This window comes from Streptomyces sp. NPDC041784, assembly GCF_055591025.1.
This window is the reverse complement of the sequence record NZ_JBVJAB010000026.1, coordinates 72580-91100: the sequence shown is the minus strand read 5'-3', so window position 1 is coordinate 91100 and position 18521 is coordinate 72580. Positions and strand designations below refer to the sequence as shown.

Here is an 18521-nt window from a genome sequence, read left to right as displayed (position 1 = left end):
CGCCAAGGACTGCTTCGACCCGCAGGCCGTCTCCCCGCCCGGAAAGCAGGGGATAAGGGCGTGGGCGTTGCGCGGAAAGCACCGACGTGGGTCGGGCCCGCGGCACCAGGCCGCGGCCCCGACGTGTCTCACGCAGAGGTGTTCGGACACAAGAGTGCCGGGGGCCCGAACTCGCGGGTCCCGCCCGGCACTTGCCTCGTCAGAGCACCCCGGGCACCGAGGCGGCGTTGTGCAGGCTCGAGGCGATCGCGGCCTGCTCCTTCCCACCGAGCAGCGTCACACCGGGCGGCACGGCGAACACCACACGCGCGTCGGCGCCGGCGGCCTCCGGAAACTCCTTCTTCAGCAGGTCCGTGGCCCGCTGCGCCTCGATCCCCGGCACGCTGAGCTGCGTGGAGAGGTTCCCGTGGAGGGCGATCCGGAGCCCGCCCACCACCGCGAGCAGCAGCAGCCAGCCCGCCACCACCCAGCGCCGGCGGCGCGCCGCCCACCGGCCGAGTGCGTACAACTTTCCAGCCATGACTGTTCCCTGTCGCCGATCCGTCGAAACGGCTGCAGCCTAAGTTAAATTTGCAGTGGACTGTAACATTGCGTGGGGCTGTAACTTTGCAGTAATCTTGGCGCCATGGTGAAGCAAGGTCTGCGGGAGCGCGGCAAGGCAAGGCGCAGCGAGGCGGTCATCCGGGCGGCCTTCGAGTTGTTCGCCGAGCAGGGCTACGACGCCACGACGGTGGCCGAGATCGCGGAACGGGCCGAGGTCTCGCCGCGCACGGTGGCCATGTACTTCCGTTCCAAGCAGGACATCGCCATGTCCAAGTTCAGCGAGGGCGCGGACCGGCTGGCCGAGGCGATGCTCGAGCGGAGCCCCGATGAGCGTGCGGTGGACGTCCTCGGGCGGTGGCTGCTGGCGGAACACGAGTCGGGCGACGCCGAGATGGTCGAACTGGAACGCCGCATGTTCGTCGCCAACCCCGAGTTGGCGGCGCTGCGGACGGCACGGATGGACGCCGCCGTCCGCGAATCGACCAGAGTCGTCGCCGCGGACCTCGGCGTCGCCCCGGAGACCGTCGGCCCCCGGATGGTGGCCGTCGCGGCGACCGCCATCATCATCGAGCTCTTCACGGGCGCCGAGGAGTCCGACCTCGAACAGGCCACGGCGGTCGCCCTGCGCCTCATCGAGGCGGCCATCGAGTCCCTTCCCCGGGACGCCGGCTAGCGCCGGGTGCCCTTGGGTTTTCGGCCAGTTGCGGCGAAGGGGGCGCCTCCCTGCCGAAGGCTGGGCCTCCCCACCCCCCTTGGGGTCGGGGGAAGCGTCGCGACGGGGCGAAGGTTGCCTGCCGCGGCACTGGCACCGCACGCCGGCTCTCCACACTTTCAGGAGTGGTGCACCCCGTGGGCGAAAGCGCGAGCGGTCACCAGCGGGAGGATGGCCAAGGCCGCGGGGATCGCGAAGGCGAGGCGGAACGCGGGGTGCGCTGCCGGCGGCCGGTGGTGCGGCCGGTCGTCGGTTCGCCCGGGTGAGCTGGAGCGCGGCGGGGCGCACCCGGTGCGGGGCCGGTGCGGTGTCCGCGCGGTGTGGTGCGCAGCGGTACGGCTCGATGATGATGGCCCGACCCTCTCTGGGGCGACGCCGAGGTCCGCGGCGACGACTCTGGTCGATTCGCGGACGGCGGCGTCCATCCGTGCCGTCCGCAGCGCCGCCAACTCGGGGTTGGCGACGAACATGCGGCGTTCCAGTTCGACCATCTCGGCGTCGCCCGACTCGTGTTCCGCCAGCAGCCACCGCCCGAGGACGTCCACCGCACGCTCATCGGGGCTCCGCTCGAGCATCGCCTCGGCCAGCCGGTCCGCGCCCTCGCTGAACTTGGACATGGCGATGTCCTGCTTGGAACGGAAGTACATGGCCACCGTGCGCGGCGAGACCTCGGCCCGTTCCGCGATCTCGGCCACCGTCGTGGCGTCGTAGCCCTGCTCGGCGAACAACTCGAAGGCCGCCCGGATGACCGCCTCGCTGCGCCTTGCCTTGCCGCGCTCCCGCAGACCTTGCTCGCAGAACGCTTGCAAGTTACAGCCCACCGCAATCTTGCAGTCTGCTGCAAACTTAGCTTAGGATGAAACTCGACCGCCCCGGCGGCCTCGACTCCCTCCCCACCGATGACCTGGACCGCGCCAAAGCCGCCGTCCGGGACCTCCTGCACCGAAAGGCCACCCCATGACCCCGCCCCGGACCATCCTGATCACCGGCTGCTCCTCCGGCATGGGCCGGCAGGCCGCGCTGGCCCTGCACCGGCTCGGCCACCGCGTGTACGCCACCGCCCGCCGCCCCGAGACCCTGGCCGACCTGGCCGCGCTCGGCATATCCACCCTGCCGCTCGACGTCACCGACGAGCAGTCGATGGCGGACGCGGTGGCCGCCGTCGAGGCCGAGCACGGCAGCGTCGACATCCTGATCAACAACGCCGGATTCGGGCTGCACCTGCCCGTGGAGTCCGCCACCCCGGCCGAGGTCCGCGCCCAGTTCGACACCAACGTCTTCGGCCTGGTCCGGATGGCCCAGCTGGTGCTGCCGGGCATGCGCCGCGCCGGGCACGGCCGGATCGTCAACCTCTCCTCCATGGCCGGCCGCTTCTCCCCTCCCGGCGGCGCCTTCTACCACGCCAGCAAGCACGCCGTGGAGGCGATCAGCGACTCGCTGCGCCTGGAGGTCGCACCCTTCGGCGTCGAGGTCGTCGTCGTCCAACCCGGGCCCACCATCACCGAGTTCAGCGGCACCGCGGTCGGCACCATGGCCCCCGCCACGGACGCCGCCGACCCGTACGCCGGCTTCCACGCCAGGCTCGCCGACATGTACGCCAACCACGCCTTCACCCGCCGCAGCGGCGCCGTCCCCGCCGAGGCTGCCACCAAGGTGATCGTCCGCGCCGCCACCACCGCCAAGCCCCGTGCCCGGTACGCGGTCGGCGCGCTCGCCCGCGCCACCATGCTGGCCAAACGCCTGCTCCCCGACGCCGCCTTCGACGCCCTGATGCGCCGCAACTTCCCGGTTCCCGAGGCGGCCTGAACTCAATACCGGGACTCTGTTGGTGATCTTGTGTGGGGTAAGGCCGCCACGCCTCCTCCTGATACAGGCGCGGCCACACGAACGCGTCGGCTGACGACGGCACCTGCTGATACGCCCGCGTCCCCTACCACACCACCCCCAGCAGCTGCTCACCCGGCAGAGCATCCCGCTGCCGGCACGTCAGAAGTTCCTCCGCCCGCGCCCCGTTGGAGACCCAGAACGCCAGCAGGGCACGGTCGCGGTTGTGGCGCGGCGAAGATCCCGCCCGATCTTCCGATCGGACGGGATCTCGTCAACTACCCCTGAGTCAACTCAAGAACAGGCACGTCATCCTCCGCCGGAGGGTTCACATCGCCGACGCCCCCGCGTCGACCGGCAGACCGACCCCCGTCACGAAGCTCGCCTGATCCGAGCAGAGCCACACCACCGCCGCCGCGACCTCCTCCGGTTCGCCGAGCCGCTTGATGGCCATGCGGCTGACCCACTGGTCGAGCTGATCGTCCGTCAGCGCGTCCATCAGCGGTGTGCGAATGGAGGCAGGACATACGGCGTTCACCCGGATTCCGGACTCCGCATACTCCACGGCGGCCGTCTTGGTGAGGCCGAGCACACCGTGCTTGCTCGCCACGTACGCTCCGAGCAGCGGCGGCGACACCAGCCCGGCCAGCGAGGATGTGTTGACGATCGCGCCGGTGCCGCCCTGGGCGAGCATCTGCCGGATCTGGTGCTTCAGCCCCAGCCAGACGCCCTTGAGGTTGACGGCGATGACCCGGTCGAAGTCGGCGGCCTCCATGTCGACGAGGCTCGCCTGGTGCTCGACGCCGGCGTTGTTCAGCGCGAAGTCCAGCCGCCCGTAAGCCCGTACGGTTTCGTCGACCAGCCGTTCCTGGTCCGCTTCGCGGGTGACGTCGCAGGGAACGAAGACGGCGCGGCCGCCCTCCTTCCCGATCAGCTCGACCGTCTGCTCCCCGCCGTCCCGGCAGCTCTCCAGGTCGCTGACGACCACCGCGGCACCCGCCCGTGCGAAGGCGAGCGCGCCGGCCCGGCCGATACCGCCGGCGCCGCCCGTCACCAGTCCGGACTTCCCCTCCATGAACGGTGCGCCGGTCACAGCGTTGCTCCCTCGCGAATCTGGATCAGCTCGATCAGGTTGCCTTCAGGATCGGCGAGATAGCCGAAGCGGACATCGGGGTGGGGGGCCGGGCCCGGTGGCACGATCACCGAGGCGCCCGCGGCGAGCACTCGGTCGTAGAGGCCTTCCAAGTCGGTCACCCGAAGGCAGAAATGCCCGTAACCCTGGCGCAGTACGGCCGAGTTCGGGTCGCACGCGGGGGGCGAGGGGACCGAATCGGGGCGGGACATGAGCTCCACCGCGTAGCCGTCGGCGCCGCGCAGCACCACAGCACGCATGCGCGGGTCCTCGACCTCGAAGCGGAACTCCTCGGTGAGTCCGAGGGCCTTGGTGTAGAAGACGACGGCCGCGTCGAGATCACGGACCGACAGTCCGACATGGTCGATGGCCGTGGTTGCGGCCGAGGCCTGGGGTGCCGCTGCCGCCGTGGGGTGCATCGAGCACATCGCTGCCTCCTGTGGAGTAGTCAACAATCTAAGACATCTAAGCAGTCTGGCGATGTCGACAACAAGACTTCTGCAGGTGGAAGGACCATCCGTGCACAGGTCTTGCGAAATTGAAACACACGACAATACTGTGAAGTCTAATCACTTCAGGGAGTGCATCGTGAGCCTTCTCGACGCGGACACATGGACTGCGAAGATCTTTGCCGACGGCTGGTCCGGCGGTTCCGGCGGGACCGCCCCGGTCATCGAGCCCGCCACCGGGGACCGGCTCGGCGCCATCGGGATGGCCGACGCGGAGGACGCGCGCAAGGCCGCCACCCGAGCGGCGGCCGCGCAGGCACAGTGGGCGGCCCGGCCGCCCGGGGAGCGGGCCGCCGTCCTGCGCAGGGCCGGCGCGCTGTGGGAGGCGCACGCCGAGGAGATCCAGGACTGGATCGTCCGCGAGAGCGGCGCCATCCGCTCCAAGGCGGCGCTGGAGACCCACATCGCCGCCCAGGAGTGCTACGAGGCCGCCGCGCTGCCCAGCCATCCGCACGGCACTGTGCTGCCGTCCGACGAGGCACGCTGGAGCTTCGCCCGGCGCCGCCCGGCGGGCGTGGTCAGCGTCATCGCACCCTTCAACTTCCCGGTCATCCTGTCCATCCGTTCCGTCGCCCCGGCCCTCGCGCTGGGCAACGCGGTACTCCTCAAGCCCGACCCGCGCACGGCGGTGTGCGGCGGAGTCGCCCTCGTACGGATCTTCCAGGAAGCCGGTCTGCCGGAGGGACTCCTCCAACTACTGCCAGGCGGCGCCGACGTGGGCGAGGCCGTGGTGACCGCTCCCGAGGTCCGCGTCGTCTCCTTCACCGGATCCACGGCGGCGGGCCGCCGGGTCGGAGAGCTGGGTGCCCGCCATCTCAAGCGCACGCACCTGGAACTCGGCGGGAACAACGCCCTCATCGTGCTGCCCGGCGCGGACCTGGCGCTGGCCGCCTCCGCCGGCGCCTTCGGCTCCTTCATGCACCAGGGCCAGATATGCATGTCCACCGGCCGCCACCTGGTCCACGAAAGCCTGCACGACGCCTACGTGGAAGCCCTGTCCGCCAAGGCCGCCCACCTGCCCGTCGGCGACCCGGCGTCCGGTGAGGTCGCGCTGGGCCCGCTCATCGACGACCGGCAGCTCGGGCGCGTCGACGACCTCGTGCGGCGGACCGTGGCCGCCGGCGCCCGGCTCGCCGCCGGCGGCACCTACCAGGGCCTCTTCTACGCCCCGACCGTGCTGGCGGCCGTGACCCCGGCGATGCCCGCCTGGACGGACGAGGTGTTCGGCCCCGTGGCGCCCGTCGTGCCCTTCGCCACGACGCAGGAGGCCATCGCTCTCGCGTCCGAGAGCGAGTACGGACTCTCCCTCGGCATCCTCGGAGACGTCGGCGACGCCATGGCCATCGCGGACGCGGTTCCCAGCGGCATCGTCCACATCAACGAGCAGACCGTCTCCGACGAGGCCAACGCCCCCTTCGGCGGCGTCGGCGCCTCCGGTACCGGTTCGCGCTTCGGCGGCCCCGAGGCCAACATCGAGGCCTTCACCGAGACCCAGTGGCTGACCGCGCGCCCCCGGATCGCCCCCTACCCGTTCTGACCGGACACCCTCAACCAGCATCACCAGAACAGGAGTCGCGCCGCCATGGGCGAGATCAACGCTGGTCAGGCCATCGTCAATGCCCTGCGAGCCGAGGGCGTCAGCCATGTCTTCGGCATGCCTGGCGGCCATGTTCTGCCCCTCTACGACGCCATCCACCGCACGCCCGGCATCAGCAGCTTCCTGGTACGCCATGAGCATCACGCGGCGGCCATGGCGGCGGCGTACGCCCAGCTCACCGGCGAGCCCGCCGTGGTCCTGGTCACCGCCGGACCGGGCGTCACCAACACCCTCACCGCGGTCGCGGAGGCATACGTCGGGGCCCTGCCCATGATCGTGCTCGGCGGCCGCGGCGCCACAGCGACCGCGCACCGGGGCGCCAGCCAGGAGGTCGCCACCGATCAGGTGTTCGCCCCCGTCACCAAGTGGTCGGTCCGGGTCGACCGGGCCGACCTCCTCACCGACGTCCTGCGGCAGGGCTTCGCCCGCGCCCGCGGCGGCAGGCCGGGCCCCGTCCTGATCGACATCCCGCGTGACCTGCTGACCCTCGACGTGCCCGACAAGCCGTACCTGCCGGTCGGCCCGCCCGCCCGGCTCGCCGCCAACCAACCGGCCGTCGACGCCGCGGCAGCGGCCCTCGCCGGTGCCCACAGCCCGCTCCTCGTCGCGGGTGGCGGAGTCGCCTCCTCCGGCGCCTTCGACGAACTGCGCGCCCTGGCCGAACGCCTGTCGGCCCCCGTACTGACCAGCCTCGCCGGACGCGGCAGCCTCCCCGACGACCACCCCCTCGCAGCCGGTGGCCTCGGCGCCCACCGCAACCCGGTCGCCAAACGGCTGCTCGCCGAGGCGGACGTGGTCCTCGGCCTCGGCACCCGCTTCGAGGAGATGGAGACCAACTGGCAGCCCACCGCCCTCCCGTCCCCCGACGCCACCTACATCCAGGTCGACATCGACCCGGCCGAACTGGGCCGCGCCATCCCGGCCCACGTCCCCGTCAACGGCGACATCAAGAGAGTCCTGGAGCAACTGCTCACCGCCCTGCCCGAGGACACACACGCCTCCCCCGGCCGCACGGAGCGCCTCCTCCAGGACATCACCGCCCTCGACGCCGCCGTCGACCGCATGGCACTCGACGACAGGGCCCCGATCCATCCCGCCCGCGTCATCCGCACCGCCCGCTCCGTCTTCCCCCGCGACACCGTCCTCGGCGTCGACGTCGGCGCCCTCGCCCAGCACATCGGCGGCGCGTTCCCCTTCTTCCGCGTCTACCAACCGCGCTCCGTCATCACCCCGTCCAGCTTCTACGGCATGGGGTTCGCGGCCGCCGCCCTGCCCGCCGCCCGCCTGGTCCACCCGCGGCGGCCCGCCCTGTGCTTCGTCGGCGACGGCTCCTTCCAAATGGTCATGAACATCGTGCCGATGGCCGCCCAGTACGGACTCGCAGTCACCTGGTGCGTGCTCAACGACGACGCCCTCGGCTCCATCCGGGACCTCCAGGAACACACCTACGGCAACCGCATCCAGGACACCGAGTTCCCCTTCCAGCCCGACTTCGCCCGCCTGGCCGAGGCCTGCGGCGCGTACGGCGAACGCGTCGACGACCCGGCCGCCGTACCTGACGCCCTGAAGCGCGCCCTCGCGGAGAACGCGGCCGGCCGCCCCGCCGTCCTGGACTTCGCCGTCGCGCGCACCCGGCTCGCGCAGACCAGGGAGCACTACTTCACGACCTACCCGCAGGACGCCTGAGCGGCGCCCGCTTCGGGCCCTCCGAAGCGGGCGCCGCCCCAGGGCTCCTTGTCAGTCCGCGTCGGGGATCCAGCTGCCGTGGAAGCCGAGACCCGGGCCGGCAGGCGAACGGTGGCCACGGGATCCGCGGTGATGTCCTGGGCGGACAGGATGACCAGGTCCGTGGCGGAGCGCTCGGGTTTGTGCGCGAACGCCAGCACATGACCGTCGTCCTCGGCCACGCCGCCTGCCGCAGGCACGAAGAGCGGCTGGCCGAGGGCCTGCCCCCGGCCAAATGTGCGGATCTCCTGGGTGCCGCGGTGCAGGTCGTCTTTGATGACCCGGTTGGCGAACGCGTCGTCACCGAGTTGGTCGAGTTCGCGGGTGCCGGCGAAGGACTCCATGAACTCGGTGATGGCCGCCGTGTAGCCGTAGCGGTACGGCAGCGAGGCCACCGGTCGTTGATCTGGGGGAACTCCTGCGGCCGGTCGTCGAGGCGCTGCACGGTGGCCTTCCCCGCGGCCGGGTCGAGGGTGTACCGGTCCAGGGCGGGCGTGCCGTGGCCTTCGATGGAGCCTGTGGCGTTGGACATCATCCTCGGGTGGGTGACCACGTCCAGAACCACGCGCTCCCCGTCGTCGTAGGCGTTCAGCGTGTGGAAGATCAATACGGGATCCACATCAACCCACCGCACGTCGGCCGCGGTTCCCGCCCTCGGCATCACCCCATTACCTTTTTTGGTAGCCCCGCAATGGGGCGCCCGGCCTTCGGAGTTGGCATGACTTTCTCCCCCTGTCGATCGCATGTCTTGGGGGGTGGTGTCACCGGCTCCGGAGGCATCGACAGACCGCTGATTAAGGGCATGACCACCGACTTCTTCGCAGGTCGGGAGGCTCTTCGTAATGTGGATGTGGCGATCGGTGCCGTGGGACGGCCGGGCGAGGACGACCGAAGGACGCACGTGATCGACGTCAGTGACATCGGCGCCTTCCTCGGCCTGGATGTCGGCAAGGGCGAACACCACGCCACCGCTGTCACCCCGGCCGGGAAGAAGGCCTTCGACAAACGGCTGACCAACAGCGAGCTTTGCTGTGGTCGGTGCGGGCGTTACGGGCGGCCGAGGCCCTGATAGACGGCTTCTGCAATGCGGTGGAACCGCTCGTCGCCGCCGGTGTTGATGCTGCCGTTACTGCCGCCCAACTTCATGTGGTTCATGGTGAACGCCACGGTCAGGCGGTTGTCGCAGTCCGCGATGACCATGTGGCCCCCAGCGCCGCCCCAGTAGCAGGTACGAGGCCCGGCCATGGGCAGATCGTCGTTGCCCAGCCCCCAGCCCATACCGCACTTCACGTGCTTTCCCAGGAGCAGGTCGGCGCCGTCCGACTGCTGATCGAAGAGGGTCTGGACGCCCTTCTCGGACAGCACTCGCACACCGCGTGCCTCGCCGCCGCAGGCGATCACCGAGTGCACGGCGGCCACCGAGCGCGCATTGCCCTGGCCGTTGGCGGCAGGAATCTCCGCAGCCCGCCAGGCGCGCGTGGCCGCGAACGGCTCCGGGTCGGCCAGCACGTTGGGGCGCCCGAACACCTTGGCAGCCGTTTCCTCCCGCTCGGGCGGGAGGGGGAGGCCGTCGATGTTGAAGACATTCGAGACACGATCGTCGGCCTCGGCGGGCAGGCCGATGTGGAAGTCGGCGGCCAGCGGGGTGGCCACCTGCTCGGCGAAGAACTGACCCACGCTCTGCCCGGTGATCCGGCGAACGACCTCACCGACGAGATAGCCCTGGGTCACGGCGTGGTAGCCGGAGGCGGTGCCCGGTTGCCACCAGGGCTTCTGCGCGGCGAGCAGGTCGGTGCACCTGTCCCAGTCATACAGCTCGTCGGGAGTCGCCAGCGGCATGTCCCAGCCCGCCAGCCCGGCGGTGTGGGACAGCAGATGCCTGATTTCGACCGCGTCCTTTCCCTCGGCGGCGAACTCCGGCCAGTACCGTGCCACGGGTGCGTACAGGTCCAGCTCCCCGCGGTCGGCAAGCACAAGCGCGCAGAGATTGGTCATGGTCTTGGTGACCGACCAGACGTTGACCAGGGTGTCGCGGGTCCAGGGCCGGGTCTGCGCACGGTCGGCGTAGCCGCCCCACAAATCGACCACCGGCTCACCGTCCAGGAACACCGCCGCCGATGCCCCGCCCTGGCTCTCATCCAGGGCCTGTTCGAAGGCTTTCCTCACTGCGGCGAACCGGTCGTCGCACTGACCCGATATCTCTGTCATCCTCAGCTTTTCCCTTCGTGTTTTGAATGTCTCAGCAGCACTGAGCCCAGAAGAACGAAACGACCAATACGGACTAAAAGTGCTAAACGGGCCCCGCGTCGTGCGGGCACGGTCGCCTTGGCGGCTGAGCCGCTGGAGCGGAACGGGTTTTGAAGCGCACCCGGCCCGTGTGAACGATCGGATCGAGAGGCTGTCGCGTGCGTCGTCCGCGACCCGCGCAGCGTGGCCCGCCATCACGTCCACAGCCAGGACTGCTGAGCTGAGCGGAGGTGCCATTGCTCACTGCTCGGTGGTCAGGCCGAGAATGATGCCGCGGACGACGGCTTCGCGGACGGCTTCGGGGTCGTCGTGGAGTGGTGACTGAGTGATCGCGCCGACGTGCGCGGTGATGACGGCCCGGGTGAAATCCTCTACGGAGTCCAGCGGTCGACGGCCGGTGAGCTCCAGGACATGCAACAGCAGCGGCTGGAGATGCCGACGGAGCTGCTCGGCATGCTCGCGCAGTGCGGCCGCGACCTCTGGCCGGTGCTGGGCCTGCCCCGCGAAACTGGTGCGGATCGCCACCCACTGCGGATCCATCGGCAGCGCCCGCAATATCGTGGCCACGACGGACTCCAGGGAACAGCGAGCCTGCTCAGAAAACGGCGCGTCTGCGGTCAGCGCCTCCAGCCGCTGCTGAGCCTCGGCGTTGCGCTGTTCGTACAGGGCAAAGAAGACGTCGTCGACGGTCTTGAAGTTGGAGTAGAACGCGCCGCGGGTGAAGCCGGCGCGCTCACAGATCGCCCCGATGCTGACGTTGGTGGTGCCTTGCTCGGCGAACAGGTCGGCGGCCGCGGCGATCAGCTGCGCGCGGGTCGCCTTGCGCTGGCGGGGTGGACGTGCGGGCGGGGGGCTGGTCGGGTGGTTCATCGGGCCATCCTCTCCGTCGGCAGCCGCGAGGCTGCCTCCTGACTGAGAGGCGAGCCGCTGTGCAGGTAGTCGTGCACGGAGCCGACCGGGCTGCTACCTCGGACTCGCGCACTGCTCCACTTTCCTGCGATACAAAACGTATTGAGTACAGTTTGCATCGAGTTCGCGTGCCGGGCAACCAGCCGGACCGAACGTGCACCAAGGAGTCCCGTGATGACCCACTCTTCTCGTCTGCTCACCGCTCCAGCTGGAACAGCGCAACATTGAACCGGCTCAGGCTCTGGAGGAGCGGCAGGCAGAACTCGATGCCGCCCGGGCCGCGAACCGCGACCTCACTCGCGCCCTGAACCACCGTGGCTGATGCACCTGGGCCGACGTAGGGCTGTCCGGCCTGACCGCCGCGCCGGGCTGTCCGTACGGCCGTACAACACGGTTGCCTGGCCGCCCCTGCTGGAAGGCAGTGGTTATGAGGCAGTTCCGGTGTCTCCGGTTCGCGTGTGGGTCGTCAGGCCGGTGAGGACCAGGGTGAGCCAGCGGGCGCGGGCGGCGGAGGGCTGGTTGGTGGGGGCCGTGCCGAAGAGCAGGTAGATGTGCCCCAAGCATGGCAGGACCCCAGACTCTCGGAGCGGAGAGAGTCCGGGGGTTCAGGTGCCGTCAGCGGCCGAACAGGGCGACCGCACCCGTCACTATCCCGGCCACACCGGTGAGCGCGCCGATCGCCGGGAGCGGCCACCGCCCGGACTCCAGCGACGCGAGCCGAGCCTCGTCACGCTGTTGCTGCGGGGTCTCGCCGATCGGCGAACGCCGTTTCGATCGTCTTCTTCATGAGTGCCACGGTGGTCCGCATGGTGCTGGTGGCGTAGTCGACGACCGACGCGGGCGCGAACTCGGTCGTCCAGACGAGATGGACTCCCTCCTCGTCCTCCCGCACGGTCTGTGACCCCAGGTGGTGTGTCAGCGGCCCGCCCTCGGTCGCTTGGTAGGTGAGCTTTCGGGCGTCATCGTCGACTTCGACGATGCGCTCGGTGATCTTCATGTCATCGGCGAACGTCACCGTCCTGCTGTCCGGTCCCTTTTCCACGTGGAGCGCGAATCCCGGGATGAGCCGGGTGTCCACCGCATAGACATCGCGCACGGCATCCCAGGCGAACTCCGCGCTGGCCTCGACGACGACATCGACCGTCACCGAGCTCACGCCGGCTTCTTCGTAGCGAACTTCCATGAGCAAGGTCATGGTATTTCTCCTTCTCTCTTCTGATCGTCTGCTGCGGTGCGGGCCGTCGCCGGCCCGGGTTGGTGCGGCTGGTGCTCGCCGAGAACGTCAGGGCACCATCACGACCCGGCCGATCCGGCCGCGCTGCTCGGCGTGGTGGTGCGCGGCCGCGGCGTCGGCCAGAGGGAAGGCGCGGTCGATCACGGCTTCCAGTTCGCCGTCCGCGATGCGGCGGATGAGGTCCGCCATGTACGCGTGGACCCGGGGCTCATGGAGCAGGGAGGCGAGCCCGACGCCGTGGAGCGTCGTGTTGCTGCGGATCAGGCTCACGACGTCGACCGTGCTCTCTTCGCGGGAAGCCGTGCCCAGCGGGACGATGTGCCCGCCGTGACGGGTGGCCTCGATCAGCTGCTGGAGCAGCGAACCGCCCACGCAGTCGACGGCCAGATCGACACCACGCCCGCCGGTCAGGGCCAGGACACGGTCACGGACGTTCTCGCCTCGGTAGTCGATTCCCTCGTCGAGGCCGTAACGACGCAGCGCCTCGAACCGCGCCGGGTTCGACGCGCTCCCGATCACGCGGGCACCCGCTTTCTTGGCGAGCTGCATCGCCGCCAGCCCGACCCCGCTGGCCGCCCCTTGCAGCAGGACGGTGTCGCCGCTTGTGAGACGGCCGCGCTCGAACAGTGCCTCGTAGGCGGTCGAGAAGGTGACCGGCACCAAGGCCGCCGCCTTCGGATCGAAACCGTCCGGCAGCGCCCAGCAGTGCTCCGGGCGTACGACGCGCAGTTCGGCATGGGAACCGGCCGGCAGTCCATGGGCCTGCCCGAAAGCGCAGACCTTCTGGCCGACCTCCAGGCCCGTGACCGCGGAGCCCACCGCCACGACCTCACCGGCACTGCTGTAACCGATGACGAACCCGTCCGACGGAGGGGGTACGAGGAGACGGCACATCAGGTCGCCGCCCTCGATACTGATGGCCTCCGTCCTGATCAGGACCTCGTCGGTGCCGGGGACGGGGTCCGGCACATCCTCGTAACTGAGCACTTCGGGGCCGCCGTTGCGGCGGTAGACAGCTGCCTTCATTCTTCAGGGCCTTTCTTTGGGGGTGGGACGGCAGGGGGCAACGCCCTGCGGCGAATGCCGGGTCGATCAACTACGGGTTGCCGTGGGCGCGCTCGGAGACGGGGGCCCATGCGTCCCAGGTGGACAGGCGCGCGTCGTAGTGGCTGCGGACCTTGGGCAGGGCCGACTTGCCCAGAATCAGCCGGAGCGGCGGCTCGGCGGCGTCGACCGCCGCCAGCACGGCCGGCGGCGTGGCGGCGGGGTCGCCGACGGCCGCGGGGTCGAAGTCCGCGTACAGGGCCTGGCGGGCCTCGTCGTAGGCGGGGTTCTCGGGTGACGCCTTGAGAGAGGCGGGGGACGCGAACTCGGTGGCGTAGGGCCCGGGTTCGATGATGGTGACCTTGATGCCGAGGTGGGCGACTTCCTTCGACAGGGCCTCCATCATCCCTTCCAGCGCCCACTTGGAGGCGTTGTACAGACCCAGGGTCGCCTCGCCCATCAGTCCGCCCTGGCTGGACACCGACAGGACGTGGCCACCTCCCTGCGCGCGCAGGAAGGGAAGCGCCGCCTGCGTCACCCAGAGCGCCCCGAACAGGTTGGTGTCGAGCAGCTCCCGGACATCGGCCTCCTGGACCTCCTCGACGGCACCGCGCAGGCCGTGTCCGGCGTTGTTGACGATCACGTCGAGCCGCCCGAAGTGGTCGTGGGCGGCGGCCACGGCGTCGAACACGGCGCCGCGCCGGGTGACGTCCAGCGGCAGCACGAGCAAGGAGTCGGGGTACGCCGCGGCCAGCGACTTGAGCCTGCTCTCGTCGCGCGCGGTCGCGGCGACCTTGTCGCCCCGCTGCAGCGCGGCCTCCGCCCAGAGCCGGCCGAAGCCGCGTGAGGAACCGGTGATGAACCAGACCTTCTCGGTCATGTGTGTCTCCTGTTCTTGTTTCGGGATCCCGTCGGCGCCGGCGGCGTCGAAACCTTCCGGACCGGTGGTGCCGCTCATGCCGCCCCTCCTACGGGGACGGACGGGGGTTTCGAGAGGGCGTCGCGCCACGGGGCGCGGGCAGCTATGGCCTGCTGCCAGCCACGGATGCGCCTGGGTGGCATGCCGACGGCCAGGACACCGGTGAGTCGGTCGCCGGAGCGGTAGACCGCGGTGAACTTGCTTTCCGCCAGGCTGCCTTCGACTATCCGTACCTCGTCGTGACCGCGCAGGTAGCCGTAGGCACGGATCTTCATGTCGTACTGGTCGGACCAGAAATAAGGGACGGGCGCGAAGGGCCGCCGGGCGCCCAGGAGGTTGCGGGCGGCGGCCATGCCCTGTTCGGTGGCGTTGGTGCGGTGCTCGACGCGCATCGAGGTGTCGAAGAGCGGGTTGTGCCAGCGGGCCACGTCGCCCGCGCCGTACACGCCGGGTGCGGCGGCACAGAACTCGTCGCAGACCAGTCCGTCGTCGAGGGCGAGGCCGCTGCCGGTCAGCCACTCGGTGTTGGGCCGGGAGCCGACGGCCACCAGCACCGTCTCGGCCTCGATCGTGCTGCCGTCGGCCAGCCGTACGCCGCCGGAGACGACCTCGGTGACCCCTGTCCCGGTGCGCAGGTCCACGCCGTGCGCGAGGTGGGCTTGGGCGAGGATGCGGCCGATGTCCTCGCCGACCGCGTGAGCCAGTGGGACGGGCGCGGGTTCGATGAGGGTCACACGGGTGCCCGAAGCGGCCGCCACCGCCGCGGCCTCGGCGCCCAGGAACCCGGCGCCGACCACGGCCAGGCTGCGGCCCGGGCCGAGGCGGTCCTTGAGGGCGAGGGCGTCGTCCAGGGTGCGCAGGGTGTGGGCCGGGGTGCCGGGCATCTGCCGAGGGCGGACTCCGGTGGCCACGACCAGTCCGTCGTACGCCACCTCGGTGCCGTCGGACAGCAGCACCGTCCGGGCGGCGAGGTCCACTCCGATGGCCTCGCGGCCGTAACTGGCGTCCAGGCCGAGGGCGTTGAGTTCGGCTTCGGTACGCAAGGGCAGCCGGTCCGGTGTCCAGGCGCCGCGGAGGATTTCCTTCGACAGCGGCGGCCGGTCGTAGGGAGCCGTGGCCTCGTCGCCGATGAGCGTGATGGTGCCGGTGTGACCCGACCGGCGCAGGGTTTCGGCGGCGGCGAGACCGGCCGCGGAGGCGCCGACGATGACGACGCGGCCCGGTGCGCCGGCCGGCTCACCGGCCGTGCCCGCGGTCATGACTCTCCCAGGCGGATGGCGGCCGCGGGGCACACGGTGGCCGATTCACGGACGGCGTCGTGGAGTTCGGCGGGCGGGGCGGCGTCGAGGAGGACGACCATGCCGTCCTCGTCCCGCTGGTCGAAGACGTCGGGGGCGAGCATGACGCACTGGCCCGAGGCGACGCACTTGGGAACGTCGACTTCTATACGCATGACGGTTCTTCCCTGTGGGGGGGGCGGTGGGGTGGGTAAGCGGGTGCGGGTCACCAGGTGACGGGCAGTTCGTGGACGCCGTAGACGACGGAATCCCGCTTGAAAGCGATGTCCTGCATCGGCACGGCGACCTTCAGGCCGGGGAGCCGGCGGAAGAGTTCCGGCAGGACTATCTGGAGTTCGGCGCGGGCCAGCGGCTGGCCGAGGCACTGGTGGATGCCGTAGCCGAAGGCCAGGTGTCGGCGGGCGTCAGCGCGTTGCAGGTCGAGGTCGTCGGGGGCGGCGAAGATCTCCGGGTCGCGGTTGGCGACTCCGAGCGGGATGATCACACCCTCGCCGGCGCGGATGGTGACGCCGCCGATGGTGACGTCCTCCACGGCCGTACGGCGCAGTCCTCCGTGCACGATCGAGATGTGGCGCAGCAACTCCTCGACCGCGCCTGCCACCTGGTCCTGTTCGCCGAGCACGTACGGGATCTGCTCGGGATGGTGCAGCAGGGTGATGGTGCTCAGCGCGATCATGTTCGCCGTCGTCTCGTGCCCGGCGAACAGCAGGAAGGAGCTCAGGTCGGCCGCGTCCTGCTCGGTGATGACGCCGGCGTCGACCTGCTCGGCGAGCCGGGTGACCAGGTCGTCGCCAGGCGTCGTGCGCTTGGTCCGCACGAGTTCCAGCAGATACGTGGCCAGTGCCTGCTGCGCACGGGTGGTCTCCTCCGCCGTGGCGGTCAGGTCGACGAAGACCTTCGAGTGCCGCTGGAAAAAGGGGTGGTCCTCGTACGGCACGCCCAGCAGTTCGCAGATCACCAGGGAGGGCAACGGCAGCGCGAAGTGCTCCACGAAATCGGCCGGGCCCGGCCGCCCCGTGAGGTCACCGAGGAGCTCGTCGGTCAGACGGGCGATGGCCGGACGCAGCGCGTCGATACGTTTGACCATGAACTCCCGGGTCAGGGTGCGCCGCATCAGGGCGTGCACGGGGTCGTCATGGCCCTGGAAGAAGCCGCGCGGGGGCTGCGGGGTGCCCGGCTTGAAGTTGGGCGCACCGGGCCGGGACGGGTCGGAGCTGAACGCCGGGCTGCCGAGCACCGCCCGCGCGTCCTCCCAGCGGGTCACGAGCCACGGGCTGAGTTGCCCCTCCCACAGGGAGACCCGGGTGACCAGGCGCTCCGTCCGCAGTTCGGCATACAGGGGCGGAGGATCAAGAGGCGCGTCCTTCGGACGGGCGAGTTCGAACGCGGGGACGGATGCAGACGAGGGCATAGCTGTTCCCCTCCACCATCAACTAACAGTGTTAGGTGTTCTGCTCGGTAGACTAACACCGTTAGTCGAAGGGTGTGAAGCCGCATCCTCTGTTTCCGCCTCTGCGGCGCCGGCCGTACGGGTAGGGGGCCCGGGCGGGCAGATAGGGTGCACACAGCGAGGAGGTGGCCATGAAGCAGCAGGTCAGACGGGTGCCCAATGTGCGGGGCGAGGGGGAACGGCTACGGCAGGAGATCCTCGACGCGGCGACCCGCATCCTGGAGGAGACGGGACGCGAGGACGCGCTCTCCCTGCGAGGAGTGGCCCGCGAGGTCGGCATCTCCGCGCCCAGCGTCTATCTGCACTTCAAGGACAAGACCGAACTGGTCGCCACAGTGCTCGACGCCGCCTACCGGACGCTGGCCGCAGCGATGGGCGAGGCCGGCGAAGCGGCCGCCACGGCCGGCGCCGCCCCGTGGGAGCGGATAGGAGCCACCACCGCCGCCTACCGCAGATTCGCCATCGACAAGCCCCGCCGGTACCGGCTGATGTTCAGCCTGGAATACGAACCCGAGCGTCAGCCCTCCGCCGACACCCCCCTCGGCACCGTGCTCCAGGCATGGACCCACGCCGTGGACACCTACCTCGCGGCGATCGCGCCCGCCCGTCGACCGGAAGCGGAGACCATCGGCATCCACCTGTGGACCGCCCTGCACGGCCAACTGGTCCTCTGGCACACCCTGCCAGGTCACCACACCAGCAGCGAAGACATCCTGATCGAACTGGAACAGTCATTGCTGCACCGGCTGCTGCCCATACCGGCCCCTCAGCCATCAACCCCGACGCTCGACGCCGCACACAGCCAGCGAGGCAGTTGAGACCGGACGCCGCTGAAGCGCGGCTACCGCTCGAATCGGCCGGAGCTACACCCCGAGCAGGGGGTTCGTTCACCGATCCGGCACCCACACCGGCCGCTGCCCCAACCCCAACGGACAGCCCGCGTACGGCACCGGCTCCAAGGTCGTCCTGACCACCGCGCACCTCGACCACACGCCGGAGCACTGCGACCCCGCCAACCTCCACGCCATGTGCCAGGGCTGCCACCCCAACTACGACCAGGACCACCACGCCCGCACCCGGGCCGAGCCCGCCGCGCATCACTCGAAGCCTCCGGACAGCTCACGTTCGAGACGTATAGAACTCGCCGATTAAGCCCATGATCATCCTCACCGGGATTTCCAGTATCTCAACTACTCACACCCGCTGACCTTCAGGTCGCAGACCTCGTCGGCCAGGAGGAACAGGATGCAGGCGCACCCGCTCTTCACCTTGCACGCCGTCGGCGGGAAGCGCGGCACACCCCGCTCAGGATCGGGTTTCTGATGAGGCCCCAGGGGTGACCGCACCGTCCGCACGTCTGCGCGGGCTTCGCCCGCAA

The 18521-nt window shown here is 70.1% G+C and carries 19 protein-coding genes and 2 pseudogenes; 6 read left to right on the top strand and 15 right to left on the bottom strand.

Annotated features, from left to right (window positions below; genetic code table 11):
• Positions 1–199: 199 nt before the first annotated feature.
• A complete protein-coding gene (locus ACZ6D7_RS37425) occupies positions 200–520 on the bottom strand; it encodes a hypothetical protein (protein WP_469500693.1) in 321 nt (106 codons plus the stop codon).
• 105 nt (positions 521–625) lie between these two features.
• Between ACZ6D7_RS37425 and ACZ6D7_RS37420 the strand changes: the two genes are divergently transcribed.
• Complete coding sequence (locus ACZ6D7_RS37420; RefSeq protein ID WP_469500691.1) at positions 626–1216, top strand: TetR/AcrR family transcriptional regulator; 591 nt, start codon at positions 626–628, stop codon at positions 1214–1216.
• A gap of 158 nt (positions 1217–1374) precedes the next feature.
• Here ACZ6D7_RS37420 and ACZ6D7_RS37415 read toward each other — a convergent pair whose 3' ends face one another.
• Positions 1375–2064, bottom strand: a complete 690-nt coding sequence (locus ACZ6D7_RS37415; RefSeq protein ID WP_469500689.1) for a TetR/AcrR family transcriptional regulator — start codon at positions 2062–2064, stop codon at positions 1375–1377.
• Between the two features lie 148 nt (positions 2065–2212).
• Between ACZ6D7_RS37415 and ACZ6D7_RS37410 the strand changes: the two genes are divergently transcribed.
• On the top strand, positions 2213–3061 hold the full coding sequence (locus ACZ6D7_RS37410) for an SDR family NAD(P)-dependent oxidoreductase (RefSeq protein WP_469500688.1): 849 nt from the start codon (positions 2213–2215) through the stop codon (positions 3059–3061).
• A 346-nt stretch (positions 3062–3407) separates the two neighbouring features.
• Here the strand turns inward: ACZ6D7_RS37410 and ACZ6D7_RS37405 are convergent, their stop codons facing one another.
• A complete protein-coding gene (locus tag ACZ6D7_RS37405; RefSeq protein ID WP_469500686.1) occupies positions 3408–4172 on the bottom strand; it encodes a glucose 1-dehydrogenase in 765 nt (254 codons plus the stop codon).
• Complete coding sequence (locus ACZ6D7_RS37400; RefSeq protein WP_469500685.1) at positions 4169–4639, bottom strand: VOC family protein; 471 nt, start codon at positions 4637–4639, stop codon at positions 4169–4171. The genes ACZ6D7_RS37405 and ACZ6D7_RS37400 overlap by 4 nt, the downstream gene beginning before the upstream one ends.
• A 160-nt stretch (positions 4640–4799) precedes the next feature.
• Here ACZ6D7_RS37400 and ACZ6D7_RS37395 point away from each other — a divergent pair, with 160 nt between their 5' ends.
• Both ACZ6D7_RS37395 and ACZ6D7_RS37390 read left to right on the top strand, forming a co-directional pair.
• A complete protein-coding gene (locus tag ACZ6D7_RS37395; RefSeq protein ID WP_469500683.1) occupies positions 4800–6257 on the top strand; it encodes a benzaldehyde dehydrogenase in 1458 nt (485 codons plus the stop codon).
• Between the two features lie 45 nt (positions 6258–6302).
• A complete protein-coding gene (locus ACZ6D7_RS37390) occupies positions 6303–8003 on the top strand; it encodes a thiamine pyrophosphate-binding protein (protein WP_469500681.1) in 1701 nt (566 codons plus the stop codon).
• Here ACZ6D7_RS37390 and ACZ6D7_RS37385 read toward each other — a convergent pair.
• Both ACZ6D7_RS37385 and ACZ6D7_RS37380 read right to left on the bottom strand, forming a co-directional pair.
• Positions 7985–8437, bottom strand: a complete 453-nt coding sequence (locus ACZ6D7_RS37385) for a carotenoid oxygenase family protein (protein WP_469500679.1) — start codon at positions 8435–8437, stop codon at positions 7985–7987. The two genes, ACZ6D7_RS37390 and ACZ6D7_RS37385, sit on opposite strands and share 19 nt — an antisense overlap.
• Positions 8438–8496: 59 nt before the next feature.
• Positions 8497–8703, bottom strand: a pseudogene (locus ACZ6D7_RS37380) (carotenoid oxygenase family protein); the annotation flags it as partial.
• Between the two features lie 240 nt (positions 8704–8943).
• Here ACZ6D7_RS37380 and ACZ6D7_RS37375 point away from each other — a divergent pair.
• Positions 8944–9066 (top strand): annotated as a pseudogene (locus ACZ6D7_RS37375) (IS110 family transposase); the annotation flags it as partial.
• A gap of 23 nt (positions 9067–9089) precedes the next feature.
• On the opposite strand, the gene ACZ6D7_RS37370 reads toward ACZ6D7_RS37375, so the two are convergent.
• The 9 genes from ACZ6D7_RS37370 to ACZ6D7_RS37330 all read right to left on the bottom strand — a co-directional run bounded on the left by ACZ6D7_RS37370 (position 9090) and on the right by ACZ6D7_RS37330 (position 17104).
• Entirely contained in the window at positions 9090–10250 is a 1161-nt protein-coding gene (locus ACZ6D7_RS37370) for a serine hydrolase domain-containing protein (RefSeq protein WP_469500677.1), read from the bottom strand.
• 279 nt (positions 10251–10529) lie between these two features.
• A complete protein-coding gene (locus ACZ6D7_RS37365) occupies positions 10530–11159 on the bottom strand; it encodes a TetR/AcrR family transcriptional regulator (protein ID WP_469500675.1) in 630 nt (209 codons plus the stop codon).
• A gap of 464 nt (positions 11160–11623) precedes the next feature.
• Positions 11624–11758, bottom strand: coding sequence for a hypothetical protein (locus tag ACZ6D7_RS37360; RefSeq protein ID WP_469500673.1), 135 nt, complete (start codon positions 11756–11758; stop codon positions 11624–11626).
• Between the two features lie 167 nt (positions 11759–11925).
• The gene (locus tag ACZ6D7_RS37355) at positions 11926–12393 is read right to left on the bottom strand and encodes an SRPBCC family protein (protein WP_469500672.1); all 468 of its coding nucleotides are present in this window, start codon (positions 12391–12393) and stop codon (positions 11926–11928) included.
• Positions 12394–12480: 87 nt separating this feature from the next.
• A complete protein-coding gene (locus ACZ6D7_RS37350; RefSeq protein WP_469500670.1) occupies positions 12481–13458 on the bottom strand; it encodes a quinone oxidoreductase family protein in 978 nt (325 codons plus the stop codon).
• 70 nt (positions 13459–13528) lie between these two features.
• Positions 13529–14434, bottom strand: coding sequence for an SDR family NAD(P)-dependent oxidoreductase (locus ACZ6D7_RS37345; RefSeq protein ID WP_469500668.1), 906 nt, complete (start codon positions 14432–14434; stop codon positions 13529–13531).
• The gene (locus tag ACZ6D7_RS37340) at positions 14431–15654 is read right to left on the bottom strand and encodes an NAD(P)/FAD-dependent oxidoreductase (protein WP_469500667.1); all 1224 of its coding nucleotides are present in this window, start codon (positions 15652–15654) and stop codon (positions 14431–14433) included. The genes ACZ6D7_RS37345 and ACZ6D7_RS37340 overlap by 4 nt, the downstream gene beginning before the upstream one ends.
• Positions 15651–15848 carry a ferredoxin gene (locus tag ACZ6D7_RS37335; protein ID WP_469500665.1) on the bottom strand — a complete coding sequence of 66 codons (198 nt, stop codon included), beginning with the start codon at positions 15846–15848 and terminating at the stop codon, positions 15651–15653. Before ACZ6D7_RS37335 ends, ACZ6D7_RS37340 begins: the two co-directional genes overlap by 4 nt.
• A 50-nt stretch (positions 15849–15898) precedes the next feature.
• Positions 15899–17104, bottom strand: coding sequence for a cytochrome P450 (locus ACZ6D7_RS37330; protein WP_469500664.1), 1206 nt, complete (start codon positions 17102–17104; stop codon positions 15899–15901).
• 170 nt (positions 17105–17274) lie between these two features.
• Here ACZ6D7_RS37330 and ACZ6D7_RS37325 point away from each other — a divergent pair, with 170 nt between their 5' ends.
• Positions 17275–17961: a TetR/AcrR family transcriptional regulator gene (locus ACZ6D7_RS37325; protein ID WP_469500662.1), complete on the top strand. Its 687-nt coding sequence runs from the start codon at positions 17275–17277 to the stop codon at positions 17959–17961.
• The last annotated feature ends 560 nt before the right edge of the window (positions 17962–18521 follow it).

Bases quoted from the DNA above. Each gene is read 5' to 3' on its own strand.
- ACZ6D7_RS37425 (WP_469500693.1), bottom strand. From the start codon at position 520: ATGGCTGGAAAGTTGTACGCACTCGGCCGGTGGGCGGCGCGCCGCCGG.
- ACZ6D7_RS37420 (WP_469500691.1), top strand. From the start codon at position 626: ATGGTGAAGCAAGGTCTGCGGGAGCGCGGCAAGGCAAGGCGCAGCGAG.
- ACZ6D7_RS37410 (WP_469500688.1), top strand. From the start codon at position 2,213: ATGACCCCGCCCCGGACCATCCTGATCACCGGCTGCTCCTCCGGCATG.
- ACZ6D7_RS37400 (WP_469500685.1), bottom strand. From the start codon at position 4,639: ATGTGCTCGATGCACCCCACGGCGGCAGCGGCACCCCAGGCCTCGGCC.
- ACZ6D7_RS37390 (WP_469500681.1), top strand. From the start codon at position 6,303: ATGGGCGAGATCAACGCTGGTCAGGCCATCGTCAATGCCCTGCGAGCC.
- ACZ6D7_RS37370 (WP_469500677.1), bottom strand. From the start codon at position 10,250: ATGACAGAGATATCGGGTCAGTGCGACGACCGGTTCGCCGCAGTGAGG.
- ACZ6D7_RS37365 (WP_469500675.1), bottom strand. From the start codon at position 11,159: ATGAACCACCCGACCAGCCCCCCGCCCGCACGTCCACCCCGCCAGCGC.
- ACZ6D7_RS37355 (WP_469500672.1), bottom strand. From the start codon at position 12,393: ATGACCTTGCTCATGGAAGTTCGCTACGAAGAAGCCGGCGTGAGCTCG.
- ACZ6D7_RS37350 (WP_469500670.1), bottom strand. From the start codon at position 13,458: ATGAAGGCAGCTGTCTACCGCCGCAACGGCGGCCCCGAAGTGCTCAGT.
- ACZ6D7_RS37345 (WP_469500668.1), bottom strand. From the start codon at position 14,434: ATGAGCGGCACCACCGGTCCGGAAGGTTTCGACGCCGCCGGCGCCGAC.
- ACZ6D7_RS37340 (WP_469500667.1), bottom strand. From the start codon at position 15,654: ATGACCGCGGGCACGGCCGGTGAGCCGGCCGGCGCACCGGGCCGCGTC.
- ACZ6D7_RS37335 (WP_469500665.1), bottom strand. From the start codon at position 15,848: ATGCGTATAGAAGTCGACGTTCCCAAGTGCGTCGCCTCGGGCCAGTGC.
- ACZ6D7_RS37330 (WP_469500664.1), bottom strand. From the start codon at position 17,104: ATGCCCTCGTCTGCATCCGTCCCCGCGTTCGAACTCGCCCGTCCGAAG.
- ACZ6D7_RS37325 (WP_469500662.1), top strand. From the start codon at position 17,275: ATGAAGCAGCAGGTCAGACGGGTGCCCAATGTGCGGGGCGAGGGGGAA.